This is a genomic window from Enterococcus hermanniensis, assembly GCF_001885945.1.
GTDB classification, from domain to species: domain Bacteria; phylum Bacillota; class Bacilli; order Lactobacillales; family Enterococcaceae; genus Enterococcus_A; species Enterococcus_A hermanniensis.
The window spans coordinates 19,416-33,168 of sequence record NZ_JXKQ01000010.1 but is presented as its reverse complement, the minus strand read 5'-3'; the positions used below and the strand labels follow the sequence as shown (position 1 = coordinate 33,168).

The window sequence follows — 13,753 nt, the reverse complement described above, 5'->3', positions numbered from 1 at the left end:
TCTATTTTACAAAATCTATCTGATAAATACAATAAAAATAAGAGCATGAGTGTTAGTTGAAATCTCAAAAAACGCTCATACTCTTTTATTTATCAGATTAATTATTCTTCAACCACGTGTACATTGATTATTCCTTCTACTTCACTATGAAGTTTGACCGGAACTTTTGTATAGCCTAATGTCCGAATCGGATTTTCCAATTCAATTTTACGTTTATCAATTTTTAAATCATATTGTTTTTTCAAGCCTTCTGCGATTTGTTTTGAAGGGATCGAACCGAATAACCGACCATCTTCGCCGCCTTTAGCTTTGATTTCAACTACTGTATCTTCTTTTGCCAAGAATGCGGCTAGCTCTTTGGCTTCTGCTAAAACCTCTGCTGCTTTTTTGTCTTGAGCTTTTTTTTGTCCACTTAATTCAGAGATACTACTTCTAGTAGCTTCTTTTGCTAAATTATTTTTTAGTAAAAAGTTTTGTGCATATCCTGTTGGGACTTCTTTGACATCTCCCTTTTTACCTTTACCTTTGACATCTTGTAAGAAAATTACTTTCATTCTTCTGTCCCCTCCGTTAACTGTTTATTAATCGCACACAATAATTGTTCTTTTGCTTCTGCGATAGTACTATCTTTAAGCTGTGTGGCTGCATTCGTAAAATGTCCTCCACCGCCTAATGCTTCCATCACTATTTGGACATTTATCGTCCCAGAACTTCTTGCACTGATCGCAATAACTCCATCTGTTCTTTTAATAATGACGAATGCTGCGTTTATATCAACCATAGATAATAATGTATCTGCTGTTTTAGCTGCGGTTACACTATCATATCCTTGGTCATCTGTTCCTGTAGTAACAACGATATCATCTCTAACGTAATCACTAGCCCCTATTAACTTACTGATTTCTAAGTAAGATTGAATATCTGTACTTAGTAAATATTGTACTAAAGAAGCATCTGCACCACAAGTTTTTAAATAACTAGCGACATCAAATGTACGTGCAGTCGTTCGAACAGCAAAATTTTTAGTATCTACCGTAATACCAGCTAACAAAAGAGTCGCTTCCATTTTACTCATCTGCCGCCCTTCGCTGCTCTTAAATTGAATCAATTCTGTCACTAGCTCTGAAGTCGAAGATGCGGAAGATTCGATATATGTTAGTAATGATTGCTCAGGAAACTCTTCTCCTCTACGATGGTGATCAATAATAACAATATTTTCAAATTGTTCATATAATTCTTGATCAATTGATAATGATGGTCGATGATAATCTACCATTACTAATAAGTCGCCCGCTTTACGCTGTTTCTTAGCCACATCAGGTGAAATTACTAAATTCTCTAACTCGCTATTTTCATGAATTTCAGCTAAACAGCGATCTACATCAGGAATTGTTTCGTTTTCATTAATCACCACTTGAACATTTTTATCATAGTAACGCGCAAGACATGCGACTCCGAAAGCAGAACCAATAGCATCCATATCAGGAAAGCGATGGCCCATCACATAGACGTTTCCGGTTTGATTAAATACATTTTTTAATGCTGTGGACATTGCCCGTGATCGGACACGGGTTCGTTTAGCAGCGCTAGCGGAATTTCCACCATAAAAAATTGGTTTTTGATCTTTCGCAGCATTTTTTACAACAACCTGATCTCCACCACGAACTAATGCAATATCCAAATTATTTTGTGCTTCATCCCCGATTTTTTCTAATGATTCATCACCATAGCTAATACCCATACTAATCGTGATTAACATACCTTGTTTTTCAGCTGAAGCTCGAATATGTTCTAAAAGATCAAAATTATTTTCAATCATTTTCTCTAAGTCATTATACCGAGCAAAGATATAAAATCGTTCGGCATTCACTCGCTTATAAAATATTTGATACGAATCCATCCAATCAGAAATAATTGTTGTAATAAATGAATTCAGATTCGAAACTTCCTTGTCGTCCCGACGATCGATGACATCATCGTAGTTGTCTACGGAAAGAATTCCCACTACTGCTTGTTGCTGCTTCTCTCTATTTTCTAAAGCATACTCTTTTGTCACATCAATTAAATAGACAATTTTTTTCTCTATATCTATTTCAAAATGATAAAGAATACTATCAATTTTATAGACTGTTTTTCCCTTTTCAGCACGCTGAAGTAATTCATTTATCATGTCTTGTTGGTCAGCTTCAGACAAATCTTGGATTTTTTTACTTATAGCAGGATTCATCCAAGTAAACAAATGATTTTCATCCCATGCAATAATTCCAACAGGCATATCATTAGATACATATTCAAGTGCTTCTTGCGCTCTTCGTGATGCATACTGAATCCTTTGTTGATTATTTAACTCGATATGTTTCCGCAAAATTACGACATATATCCATAATATCAAATCAATTAATATAACAATTCCAGCAGTTAAATAATTGGCTGATAAAAAAAAGATTGCAACTATTTGAATGATCAATAATCCTACAAAAAATGCTGACCACTTTATCCATGAAGTCTTTTCCATTTAAAACCTCCTCACTCATTTTTATAAAACAGTGTATATAAAAAAGAATACATTGGTTAACAGATTAATTCTATCACAATCTCCTTTTGTAAGCGACTTTTCAAAAGTTTCACGTGAAACAAAAAAAAGACTTCATAAAATGAAGTCTTTTTTTACTTATATTTTACTCTTCAGAAACAAATGCTAGTAAGCCCATGATACGAGCGCGTTTAATAGCGATCGTTAATTTACGTTGGTTTTTAGCGCTTGTTCCAGTTACACGACGAGGTAAAATTTTACCACGTTCGCTGATGAAACGTTTTAATAATTCAATATCTTTATAATCGATGTATTCGATATGATTAGCAGCAATATAGTCTACTTTACGACGTTTGCGACCTCTTCTTTGTTGTGCCATTCCGTTTCCCTCCTATTCAATTGTTAGAATGGTAAATCATCATCTGAAATGTCGATTGAGGACCCACTAAATGGATCTGAATCTCGATCGAAGTCAGGCATAGTGTTCTTAGCTGACTGAGAGGATTGATTATAATTGTTGTTAAAATTATTTCCTCCGCTTTGGAAACTGTCATCATTAGAACTTGGGTTCTGTTGACGTTGTTCGTTTGCAGAACGAGATTCCAATAACTGGAAGTTTTCAGCAACAACTTCTGTCACATAGACACGTTGCCCTTGCTGATTTTCATAATTTCTGGTTTGGATACGGCCAGTTACACCTAAAAGAGTTCCCTTGCGCGCATAATTTGCTAAAGTTTCTGCCGATTTCCGCCAAATCACACAATTGATAAAGTCTGCTTCACGATTACCACTTTGATTCGTAAAATTACGATTCACCGCTAATGTAAACGTCGCTACTCCTGTACCATTTGCTGTATAACGTAAATCAGGATCCTTTGTTAAACGACCAACTAATACAACATTATTAATCAAAGTAAAGCCAGCTCCTTTCTCGTCAATTGTTTCACGTGAAACAATTATTCTTCAATCTTAACGATCATGTGACGGATAATACCGTCATTGATTTTTGCAAGACGATCGAATTCGTTAACTGCACTAGCTGTTGTTGGCGCAGTTACATTGACGATATGGTAGATGCCTTCACGGAATCCGTTCATTTCGTAAGCGAAACGGCGTTTTTCCCAATCTTTTGAATCGATAATTTCAGCGCCATTATCTTTCAAAATTGTATCGAAACGTTCTACTAAAGCAGTTTTTGCTTCTTCATCAATGTTCGGACGAATAATGTATGTGATTTCATACTTCGTATTTTGACTCATTGATTTTCACCTCCCTATGGACTATAAGGCTCTTAAATTTCTTAAGAGCAAGGAGAGCGATCTAAAATTTTTCTAGACTACTCACAAATACCAATTATACAGAATTGATTTTCAAAAATCAACTGTTTCTTTACTTAAATTACGAAAAAGAGTTGAGATTATACCCAACTCTTTTTGATTACTTTATTTTATTCTGATTCTGTTTCATTTTTTGTTTCTTCAACTACGATTGTTTCTTCCAATGCATTAACTTCTTCGTCTTCTTTGTCTACGATTGCCATAGTGACTACTTTCGTATTCTCTTCCATCTTCATTAGACGGACTCCCAATGTTGCTCGACCCGTTTGAGAAACCCCAGCAACATTAAAACGAATGATAACGCCTTTGTCCGTGATCAATAAGATATCTTCATCTCCGTTAACTGCAGATAAACCAGCTAACGGACCATTTTTTTCTTTAACGTTAGCTGTTTTAATACCTTTACCGCCACGTCCTTTGATTGGATATTCAGAGGCTTTCGTTCGTTTACCGTAGCCCTTTTCAGTAATAACCAATACTTCTTGATCCTCTTTCAAAACAGCTGAACCGATCACATAATCTTCCTCGCGTAAACGAATTCCGCGGACACCGCTAGCAGTACGGCCCATATCACGAACGGCTGCTTCTTTAAAGGTTACAGAATATCCAGCGTGTGTGCCGATAATGATTGTTTCAGCTCCCTCAGTGGACATAACATTCACTAGTTCATCGCCTTCGCGTAATCCAATCGCGATCAATCCATTGGCACGTATATTTGAAAAGGCTGTAACAGTTGTTCTTTTAACAGTACCTTTCTTCGTAACAAAAAATAGGAAATGCCCATCTTCTGCCTGACCATTTACTGCGATTACGGCTTGAACAGTCTCACTCGAATCGATTCCCAACAAGTTGATAATCGGTATTCCTTTAGCTGTCCGACCGTATTCAGGTATTTCATAGCCTTTTGCACGGTAAACTCGACCACTGTTAGTAAAGAACAATAGTGTATCATGTGTTGAACATGATACTAAATTCTTCACGAAGTCATCGTTGTGAATCCCCATTCCTTGAACACCACGACCACCGCGACGTTGTGAACGAAATTCAGTAGAAGCCAATCGTTTGATATAGCCATTATTCGTTAATGTGATCACAACATCTTCTTCTTCAATTAAATCTTCATCTTCCAGACTTAATACTTCACCGACAAGTAATTCTGTACGGCGATCATCACCAAATTTAACCGCAATTTCGGCTAATTCAGTCAGTATAATTTCTATTACACGCTCAGGACGCGCTAAAATGTCTTCTAAGTCACGAATCGTTTTTAATAACTCTTGGTATTCATTTTCGATTTTCTCACGCTCTAAGCCTGTTAAACGGCGTAGACGCATATCCAAGATAGCTTGTGCTTGACGATCTGACAATTCAAAACGCTCAATCAATGTAGCTTTGGCAATATCATCAGAAGCAGAACTACGAATCGTCGCAATAATTTCATCAATATGATCCAAAGCAATTCGCAAACCTTCAAGAATATGAGCACGTGCTTCAGCTTTTTTCTTATCAAAAATTGTTCGACGAGTAATAACGATTTTTTGATGTTCGACATAATTTTCTAAAATTTGTTTCAAATTAAGAATGCGTGGAACACCTTTTTCGATTGCTAACATATTAAAACTAAATGACGTTTGTAAAGAAGTCATTTTGTATAGATTATTTAAAATCACTGACGCACTAACATCTCGACGAACCTCAATAACAATCCGCATACCTTCACGAGAAGATTCATCCCGTAGATCTGTAATACCTTCCACTCGTTTATCGCGGTGTAATTCAGAGATACGTTCAATTAGTTTTGCTTTATTTACCATATAAGGTAATTCAGTTACAATAATTCGTTCTTTACCATTTTTTTGTTCTTCAATTTCAATTTTAGCCCGAACTGTGATTGAACCTTTTCCGGTTTCGTAAGCTCTACGAATCCCAGATTTCCCCATAACTAGACCACCCGTTGGAAAATCTGGTCCCGGAATTACTTCCATTAATTCTTGTGTTGTTACTTCAGGATTTTCCATTAATAATTCAATCCCGGCAATCACTTCTCTCAAGTTGTGCGGTGGGATATTTGTTGCCATCCCAACTGCAATACCTGTTGCACCATTGACTAATAGGTTAGGAAAACGAGCTGGTAGTACATCAGGTTCACGTTCACTATCATCATAATTTCCATGGAAGTCTACAGTATCTTTATTGATATCGCGCAACATTTCCATTGCAATCTTGCTTAAACGAGCTTCGGTATACCGCATCGCCGCAGCTCCATCACCATCTACAGAGCCAAAGTTACCATGACCATCCACCAACATATTACGGTAGCTAAAACTTTGTGCCATCCGTACCATAGATTCGTAGATTGCACTATCACCATGTGGATGATATTTACCCATAACATCCCCAACGATTCGGGCTGATTTTTTATGTGGTTTATCGGGGGTGACGCCTAATTCATTCATTCCATATAAAATACGACGGTGTACAGGTTTCAATCCATCTCTTACGTCAGGTAAGGCCCGTGCCACAATAACGCTCATTGCATAATCAATGAAGGATTCTCGCATTTCACTGCTTAGATTGACGTCATGTATATTTTCTCTTCGATCTTCCAAAATGATCCTCCTCACTAAATATCCAAATTCTTAACGTAATGCGCATTTTCTTCAATAAATGCACGGCGTGGTTCTACTCGGTCTCCCATCAACATTTCAAAAACTTGATCGGCTTCAATCGCGTCATCAGCACTCACTCGTAACATTAAACGATTTTCTGGATCCATCGTTGTTTCCCATAATTGATGATCATCCATCTCACCAAGACCTTTATACCGTTGAACATTTGGTTTTGGTGTCGCTGGTAATTCAGCAATTTTTTGAGCTAATTCTTCTTCTGCATTTTTCCCTGGTTGGATATACGTAATATTTTTTCCTTGTTTGATTCCGTATAGCGGTGGTTGAGCAATATAAACATAACCAGCTTCCACAATCGGTCTCATATAGCGATAGAACAAAGTCAATAATAATGTCCGAATATGTGCACCATCGACATCAGCATCCGTCATGATTACTAATTTGTGGTAACGAGCTTTTGAAACATCAAAATCAGCTCCAAAACCCGTTCCCATTGCAGTGAATAGTGAACGAATTTCTTCATTGGCTAAAATTTTATCCATCGAAGCTTTTTCCACATTCAAAATTTTTCCGCGGATCGGTAAAATTGCTTGGAATTCACGGCTACGACCTTGTTTAGCAGAACCTCCCGCAGAATCTCCTTCAACAATGAACAATTCGCATTTTTCAGGATCATTACTTGAGCAATCTGCTAATTTACCAGGTAAATTACTAATTTCTAGCGTTCCTTTACGGCGTGTAACTTCGCGCGCGCGCTTAGCAGCTAATCGTGCTTTTGAAGCTAAAATACCTTTTTCGACGATTCGACGGCCAACAGAAGGATTTTCCATTAGGAACTTTGATAAATTCTCTGAGAATAGACGATCAGTTACTGTCCGCACCTCAGAATTTCCCAATTTTGTTTTTGTTTGACCTTCAAACTGAGGTTCTGGATGTTTGATCGAAATAACTGCTGTCAAGCCTTCACGAACATCTTCTCCCGAAAGATTTTCATCATTATCTTTCATGATTTTTTGTTTACGGGCATAGTCATTGATTACGCGTGTTAATGCTGTTTTAAAACCAAATTCATGTGTCCCACCTTCATAGGTATGGATATTGTTTGCAAAACTTAAAATATTCGTATGATAACCATCGGTATACTGCATAGCTACTTCTACAGTGATATCTTGTTGTTCACCTTCTACATAAACAGGTTCTTCAAAAAGCACTGCTTTATTATGGTTCAAATGTTCTACGTAACTTTTGATACCACCCTCATAATAATATTCACGTAAAACAGGTGCTTCCTCCCGTTTATCTTCAATTGAGATTTTTAATCCACGGTTTAAGAAAGCTAATTCTCTAACACGAGTCGCTAGTTTATCAAAACTAAAAACCGTTGATTCTGTAAAAATCTCAGGATCAGGAATAAAGTGAACGGTTGTCCCATGTTGATCAGTGTCATCAATGATTTTTAAATCATCTACAACTGCGCCACGGCGATATTCTTGGAAATAAACTTTTCCATTTTTAAAAACACGTACATCTAAACTAGCAGATAGCGCATTTACAACAGATGCCCCAACGCCGTGAAGACCACCGGATACTTTGTATCCACCACCGCCAAATTTTCCGCCTGCATGTAAAATCGTATATACAGTTTCTAATGCTGGACGACCTGTTTTCGCTTGAATATCCACTGGAATTCCACGTCCATCATCACTAACAGTGATGCTATTATCTTGTTCAATCACTACATGGATATGCGTTGCAAAGCCTGCTAAAGCTTCGTCAATCGAGTTATCTACGATCTCCCATACAAGGTGATGTAATCCTTCCGTACTTGTTGACCCAATATACATACCCGGACGTTTACGAACAGCTTCTAAGCCTTCTAGTACCTGGATCTGACTGGCATCATACTCTTGAGCACGTTCTTGTAAACTCTTTTCCTCTTCTGTCATTCAGTTTCTTTCCTTTCTATCTGCCCTTGATGGACATAAAAAACATCCGGATGGACCGTCATTTTCCCTTTTACATGATTTAAGGTCGTCGTTGTTAAAAAAGTCTGGACCTTATTTTCAATCGCCTCTAATAAATGTATTTGACGATTGTCGTCAAGCTCACTCATGACATCATCTAAAAGTAAAATTGGATATTCTCCGGTTTCCTGTTTCATTAAATCAATTTCTGCTAATTTAACGCTCAAAGCAGTTGTTCGTTGTTGCCCTTGTGAACCATATGTTTGAACATTTTTTTGATTGATCTTAAAAATCAGGTCATCTCTATGTGGTCCTAAGAATGTATTTCCTTTAAAAATTTCACGTTTGCGATTTTTTTGTAATTCTGTTAAAAAAACCTCACGAATAGCTGTCACATCCTCATTTTTTAGAGGAAGACTTGCCTCATACTCAATCGTTAAATTTTCCATTTGATTTGTGATTTTACCGTGAAGCTCATTTGACCAATGCTCTAACTTTTTTACAAATTCTAAACGGTTTGCTAATACTTTACTGCCAAAATCAACAAGCTGTTCAGTCAAAATATCTAAATAAATCATATCTGTCTGTTTTTTTTCAGACAATTGTTTTAAGTAAAGATTTCGCTGTTTTAATGTTTGCTGGTATTGAGCCAAATCATACAAATAAACTGGATTAATTTGACCCAATTCCATATCAATAAAGCGGCGTCTTGTTTGAGGACTACCTTTGACTAAAGATAAATCCTCTGGAGCAAATAAAATGACATTTAATTGCCCTATATAACTGCTCAATTTTTTCTGTTCAATATGATTGACTTTGGATTTCCGTCCTTTTTTTGTTAACTGCAATGCTAGTTCTAATTCACTCGTTCCGCGTTCGATTCGACCCTTAACTAGGGCGAAATCATCATTCCAACCAATCAGCTCTTGCTCGCTGTTCGTTCGATGACTGCGCGTTAATGCTAAAACATAGATACTTTCCAATAGATTTGTCTTACCTTGGGCATTCTCACCCAGGAAAATATTTAATCGATTAGGAAATTCCAATAATAATTCATCGTAATTGCGATAATTTCTTAGTTCAAGCTTATTCAGCTTCATTATTTTCTGTCCTATTTTTGACCATAAAAAAAGTTCCTACCTCAGGAATCTCAATCATCATTCCTGGATAGAGCTTTCGGCCACGGCGATTTTCTAACTCACCATCTACAAAGACTGTTTCTTCCGCTAAAAACCATTTCGCTTGTCCTCCACTAGAAATCACATTGACTTCTTTAAGCAGCTGGCCTAGCGTCATGAACTCCGTTTCTAAAAAAACTTTCTGTTTCACATTCATCCCTCATTTTCATGCTAGAAACACTACTTTATTATACCTTTTTTTTACGGATAAAACAAATTAACTCGTTATATTTTACGATATAAGAAGTTTTAGCTTGTTTTATTTAAATTACTCAAAAAAAAGTAAAAGGCCTTAAAATCGATTTTAAGACCTTTTACAGCAAAATTAACTTTTACATAATTTTTTATTCTTTTCATGAAACTTATAATTTAGACAGTTTAATTTGTTCGAACCGGTGTGATCAATTGAATAAAGGAAACATCTCCCTCACTTGGTTCCAAAGTGAACGGACGAATTGAAGAAATAAATTGGATTTTGATATTCATATCGCCAAAAGCACGTAAAGCATCTTTCATATAATCTGGATTGAAAGAAATTTCTAACGGATCACCACTGACCTGTTCATAGACTAATTCTTCTTCTACTTTACCAATTTCAGGTGAATTACCATATAAAATAACAGAATTATCACTGATTGCTAAACGTACAATATTATTTCGACCTTCATGAGACAATAATGATGCTCGTTCAATTGCAGCTAAAAATGTTGGGACTGAGAATACCAATTCTGTATTAAAACTAGTTGGAATTAAACGATTTGTGTCAGGATAATTCCCTTCTAGCAGACGTGAGTAGAAATACATCGTGGGTGTTTTAAACAATACTTGGTTTTCCATGATACTAATCTCCACTTCAGCCTCCTCGTCAGACAACGAACGAGATAATTCGACCAAGCTTTTCCCTGGAATAACAATATCGAAGTCTTTATTGGCATTCTCTACTGGCACGATACGTTGACTTAGACGATGCGAATCGGTTGCAACAGCCAATAATTGGTCGTTGGTCATCGTAAAATGTACCCCTGTAAGAATTGGACGGCTTTCATGTTGAGATACAGAAAAAACAGTTTCACTAATCAATTTTGTCAACATGTGGACAGGTATTTTTAATTGATTTTGTTCTTCCACTACAGGCAAGTGTGGATAATTGTCCGCATCTAAACCATTAACTGTAAAATGTGCTGCTCCGGAAGTAATCAAAACTTGATGATTTTCTTGAACTTCTAAAGTAAATGTTGTTTCTGGTAAACGGCGAATAATTTCGCTAAAGAAGCGTGCTTGCAATACGATCGTTCCAATTTCAGCAATTCTTAATTCTGCTTTTTCATCTTCTGTAGCTAAAAATGTTTCGATCGAAATATCTGCATTACTCCCTGTTAAGTTTAATCCATCATTATTTAATTCAATCTTTACTCCAGTAAGGATTGGAATGGTTGTTTTCGTCGAAATAGCACGTTGAACTGTTTGTAATTCTTGAATGAAACGAGCACGGTTGATTGTAAATTTCATGGTGAAACTCCTTTTTATTTATTTAATAATATAAGTAATATAAGTAGTAGGTGCTGTTAATCTTGTGGAAAAGTCTATCTAAAGATTGTGCTGAAAGGTTTTCCACTTGTGGAAAGTGTGTGGATAAATCCATTCTTATTTTTAGTGTTTTCCACATACTATCCTAACAACAAATTTTTAATTTCTGAGATTTCTTGCTGCATACTGCTATCGGTTTTAACTAAATGACTAATTTTTTCATGAGCATGAATGACAGTAGTATGGTCTTTTCCGCCAAATTCAGCACCAATTTTTGGTAGTGAATTTTCGGTCATTTCACGCGAGAGATACATAGCGATTTGGCGTGGTACAACAATCGCTTTTACACGTTTCTTCCCTTTTAAGTCTTTTACTTGGATGTGATAAAATTTCGCAACTTCTTCTTGAATCGTAGTAATTGTTAGTTGTGAATTACTTGATCCCTTCAAGCTTTTCAATGCATCTGCAGCAATACTCGTAGTAATATCAGCATTATTCATAGTAGCAAAAGCTTGAACTCTAACAAGTGCTCCTTCTAATTCTCTGATATTAGAATCAATTTGGCCTGCAATGTAACTTAGCGTATCATCTGGAATCTCTAAATTTTCAGCTTGAGCCTTTTTTCGTAAAATGGCCGTTCTTGTTTCAAGGTCTGGAGGTGTAATATCTACCGATAATCCCCAAGCAAAACGTGAAACTAAACGTTCTTGCAGTTTAGGAATTTCATTTGGTAAACGATCGCTAGTTAAAACGATTTGTTTATTATCATTATATAGATTCTCAAAGGTATGGAAAAATTCCTCTTGCGTAGCTTCTTTATCTGCAAAAAATTGGATATCATCGACTAAAAGCAAATCAACTTTACGATATTCCTGACGAAATTCCTCAGAAGTTTTATTTTTGATCGAGTTAATAAAATCATTTGCAAAAGTTTCACTAGAAACGTATTTTACTTTAGCCTCAGGATTGATTTCTAACATTTGATGACCGATTGCATGCATCAAGTGAGTTTTCCCCAAACCAACTCCTCCATAAAAGAAAAGTGGATTGTAAATAGATCCTGGTTCTTCAGCGACCACTAAAGCAGCTGCGTGCGCCATTTGGTTACCTTTCCCGATAACAAATGTATCAAATGTGTATTTGGGATTGAGCATTGCTCGCTTAGTTACTTCAACTTTAGGTGGTTCTTCTTTTTCTGTAATGCTAACTGCGGGTGCCTCATCAGGTGTCACAAAGACAGGCATAATCTCATCCCCCGTGACTTTAAACCCTATTTCTACAATTTTAGCAGCTAAATGTTTTTCCCAATAGCGCTTATGTAAATCGCTTGTTACTTCAATTGTTAACTGATTATTTGTTAAAGCTAATGGTTTAGCTGTGCCTACCCAAGCATCATAACTGGCAGGATTAAGGTCCGCTTTGTAGCGTTCCTTTAATTCCTGCCAGAAATTGTCTAATGAGGTCAAATAATTCGCCTCCTAATTTAATAAAATTCAGATAGCTTTACTTTATCATTTTTTCAATAAGTTTTCCACAACCTAACTTAGAATAAAACAAATAAATTATTTTTCCACAGAATGTATAAAAATTCAAAATAATATACACACGGTGAAAAAGTCCCTTTTACAAACTTGTGCATAATTCTAAAAAGTGAAGTTTTTTTCTGGAATAGTCACAAAAAGCTTAAAAAATAGAGGTTGGTATGAAAAGGATAGTAAGAGTTTTGCACATAAGTTATCCACCCTGTTGATAACTTATGCAAAGGGCTTGTTTTTGTGGAAAACTGGCTAGAAAAACAGAATCTATTTTTTTGTGGAAAACTGTTGTACACAATCTAGCTTGTTTTATCCCCAAAAATTGTGGATAAAGAATTTTCTTTTTTATATTTGATGATTGACAAAATAGGGTGCTAGTCGTTATAATATTCAGGTATGTCTATGTAAAGTTAGTTATGGAGGTGTATTTTAAATGAAAAGAACTTATCAACCAAATAAACGTAAACGTCAAAAAGTTCATGGATTCCGTAAACGTATGAGCACTAAAAACGGCCGTCGCGTATTAGCAAGCCGTCGTCGTAAAGGAAGAAAAGTACTTGCTGCTTAAGCCACTGCTGGTCAGTGGTTTTTTTTGTATCCAATGATAGAGATTTTAAGAATTTTTCTACTAATAAGGATGATTCCTCATTTTGAAATATGGTATTATTGTCAGGTATAGATTGAAAAGAAACGAAGGAAACTAGATGAAGAAAAAATATCGGGTCAAAAAAGAACGAGAATTTCAAAAGGTGTTTCAAGAAGGTGTTTCTTTTGCGAATCGAAAATTCGTAGTTTATCGTCTAGAGCCTTCTGGTCAAAAACATTTTCGAGTAGGAATTTCTGTAGGGAAGAAAGTGGGCAACGCTGTGACACGTAATCACGTGAAACGTCAAATACGTGCAGTATTGCAAGAAATCAAAACAGAATTGCCACCAATTGATTTTATTGTGATTGCTCGTCCAACTACAAAAGACTTACCTCATGCTGAAATGCGTTCAAATCTACTACATGTTTTAAAATTAGCAAAAATACTGAGTTAGGAAGGAAACAGA

At 36.1% G+C, this 13,753-nt stretch carries 13 protein-coding genes; 2 read left to right on the top strand and 11 right to left on the bottom strand.

The features are described 5' to 3' along the window. Positions 1–101 precede the first annotated feature (101 nt). From rplI to dnaA, 11 genes are all read right to left on the bottom strand, one after another. Positions 102–554, bottom strand: coding sequence for a 50S ribosomal protein L9 (gene rplI / locus RV04_RS10515; RefSeq protein ID WP_071858423.1), 453 nt, complete (start codon positions 552–554; stop codon positions 102–104). Next, positions 551–2,515 (bottom strand): DHH family phosphoesterase, encoded by a 1,965-nt coding sequence (locus RV04_RS10510; RefSeq protein WP_071858422.1) that lies wholly within the window; start codon positions 2,513–2,515, stop codon positions 551–553. Before RV04_RS10510 ends, rplI begins: the two co-directional genes overlap by 4 nt. Before the next feature lie 163 nt (positions 2,516–2,678). Beyond that, positions 2,679–2,912, bottom strand: coding sequence for a 30S ribosomal protein S18 (gene rpsR / locus RV04_RS10505; RefSeq protein WP_010742563.1), 234 nt, complete (start codon positions 2,910–2,912; stop codon positions 2,679–2,681). Between the two features lie 23 nt (positions 2,913–2,935). Continuing rightward, positions 2,936–3,445, bottom strand: a complete 510-nt coding sequence (ssb, locus tag RV04_RS10500) for a single-stranded DNA-binding protein (protein ID WP_071858421.1) — start codon at positions 3,443–3,445, stop codon at positions 2,936–2,938. A gap of 44 nt (positions 3,446–3,489) precedes the next feature. Further along, positions 3,490–3,792: a 30S ribosomal protein S6 gene (gene rpsF, locus RV04_RS10495; RefSeq protein WP_071858420.1), complete on the bottom strand. Its 303-nt coding sequence runs from the start codon at positions 3,790–3,792 to the stop codon at positions 3,490–3,492. A gap of 188 nt (positions 3,793–3,980) precedes the next feature. Then, on the bottom strand, positions 3,981–6,482 hold the full coding sequence (gene gyrA, locus RV04_RS10490) for a DNA gyrase subunit A (RefSeq protein ID WP_071858464.1): 2,502 nt from the start codon (positions 6,480–6,482) through the stop codon (positions 3,981–3,983). 11 nt (positions 6,483–6,493) lie between these two features. Further along, positions 6,494–8,443 (bottom strand): DNA topoisomerase (ATP-hydrolyzing) subunit B, encoded by a 1,950-nt coding sequence (gene gyrB, locus RV04_RS10485; protein WP_071858419.1) that lies wholly within the window; start codon positions 8,441–8,443, stop codon positions 6,494–6,496. Then, positions 8,440–9,561 (bottom strand): DNA replication/repair protein RecF, encoded by a 1,122-nt coding sequence (recF, locus tag RV04_RS10480; RefSeq protein ID WP_071858418.1) that lies wholly within the window; start codon positions 9,559–9,561, stop codon positions 8,440–8,442. The genes gyrB and recF overlap by 4 nt, the downstream gene beginning before the upstream one ends. Continuing rightward, positions 9,548–9,790, bottom strand: a complete 243-nt coding sequence (gene yaaA, locus RV04_RS10475) for a S4 domain-containing protein YaaA (protein WP_071858417.1) — start codon at positions 9,788–9,790, stop codon at positions 9,548–9,550. The genes recF and yaaA overlap by 14 nt, the downstream gene beginning before the upstream one ends. A gap of 227 nt (positions 9,791–10,017) precedes the next feature. Next, a complete protein-coding gene (gene dnaN / locus RV04_RS10470; RefSeq protein ID WP_071858416.1) occupies positions 10,018–11,148 on the bottom strand; it encodes a DNA polymerase III subunit beta in 1,131 nt (376 codons plus the stop codon). Between the two features lie 158 nt (positions 11,149–11,306). Then, positions 11,307–12,632 carry a chromosomal replication initiator protein DnaA gene (gene dnaA, locus RV04_RS10465; RefSeq protein ID WP_071858415.1) on the bottom strand — a complete coding sequence of 442 codons (1,326 nt, stop codon included), beginning with the start codon at positions 12,630–12,632 and terminating at the stop codon, positions 11,307–11,309. A gap of 502 nt (positions 12,633–13,134) precedes the next feature. On the opposite strand from dnaA, the gene rpmH reads away from it, so the two are divergent. Beyond that, a complete protein-coding gene (gene rpmH / locus RV04_RS10460; RefSeq protein ID WP_006703104.1) occupies positions 13,135–13,269 on the top strand; it encodes a 50S ribosomal protein L34 in 135 nt (44 codons plus the stop codon). Positions 13,270–13,405: 136 nt separating this feature from the next. Beyond that, positions 13,406–13,741, top strand: a complete 336-nt coding sequence (gene rnpA, locus RV04_RS10455; RefSeq protein WP_071858414.1) for a ribonuclease P protein component — start codon at positions 13,406–13,408, stop codon at positions 13,739–13,741. Positions 13,742–13,753 lie beyond the last annotated feature (12 nt).

Excerpts from the sequence above, each read along its gene's own strand:
- rplI (WP_071858423.1), bottom strand. The coding sequence starts at position 554 with ATGAAAGTAATTTTCTTACAAGATGTCAAAGGTAAAGGTAAAAAGGGA.
- RV04_RS10510 (WP_071858422.1), bottom strand. The coding sequence starts at position 2,515 with ATGGAAAAGACTTCATGGATAAAGTGGTCAGCATTTTTTGTAGGATTA.
- rpsR (WP_010742563.1), bottom strand. The coding sequence starts at position 2,912 with ATGGCACAACAAAGAAGAGGTCGCAAACGTCGTAAAGTAGACTATATT.
- rpsF (WP_071858420.1), bottom strand. The coding sequence starts at position 3,792 with ATGAGTCAAAATACGAAGTATGAAATCACATACATTATTCGTCCGAAC.
- gyrB (WP_071858419.1), bottom strand. The coding sequence starts at position 8,443 with ATGACAGAAGAGGAAAAGAGTTTACAAGAACGTGCTCAAGAGTATGAT.
- recF (WP_071858418.1), bottom strand. The coding sequence starts at position 9,561 with ATGAAGCTGAATAAGCTTGAACTAAGAAATTATCGCAATTACGATGAA.
- dnaN (WP_071858416.1), bottom strand. The coding sequence starts at position 11,148 with ATGAAATTTACAATCAACCGTGCTCGTTTCATTCAAGAATTACAAACA.
- rpmH (WP_006703104.1), top strand. The coding sequence starts at position 13,135 with ATGAAAAGAACTTATCAACCAAATAAACGTAAACGTCAAAAAGTTCAT.
- rnpA (WP_071858414.1), top strand. The coding sequence starts at position 13,406 with ATGAAGAAAAAATATCGGGTCAAAAAAGAACGAGAATTTCAAAAGGTG.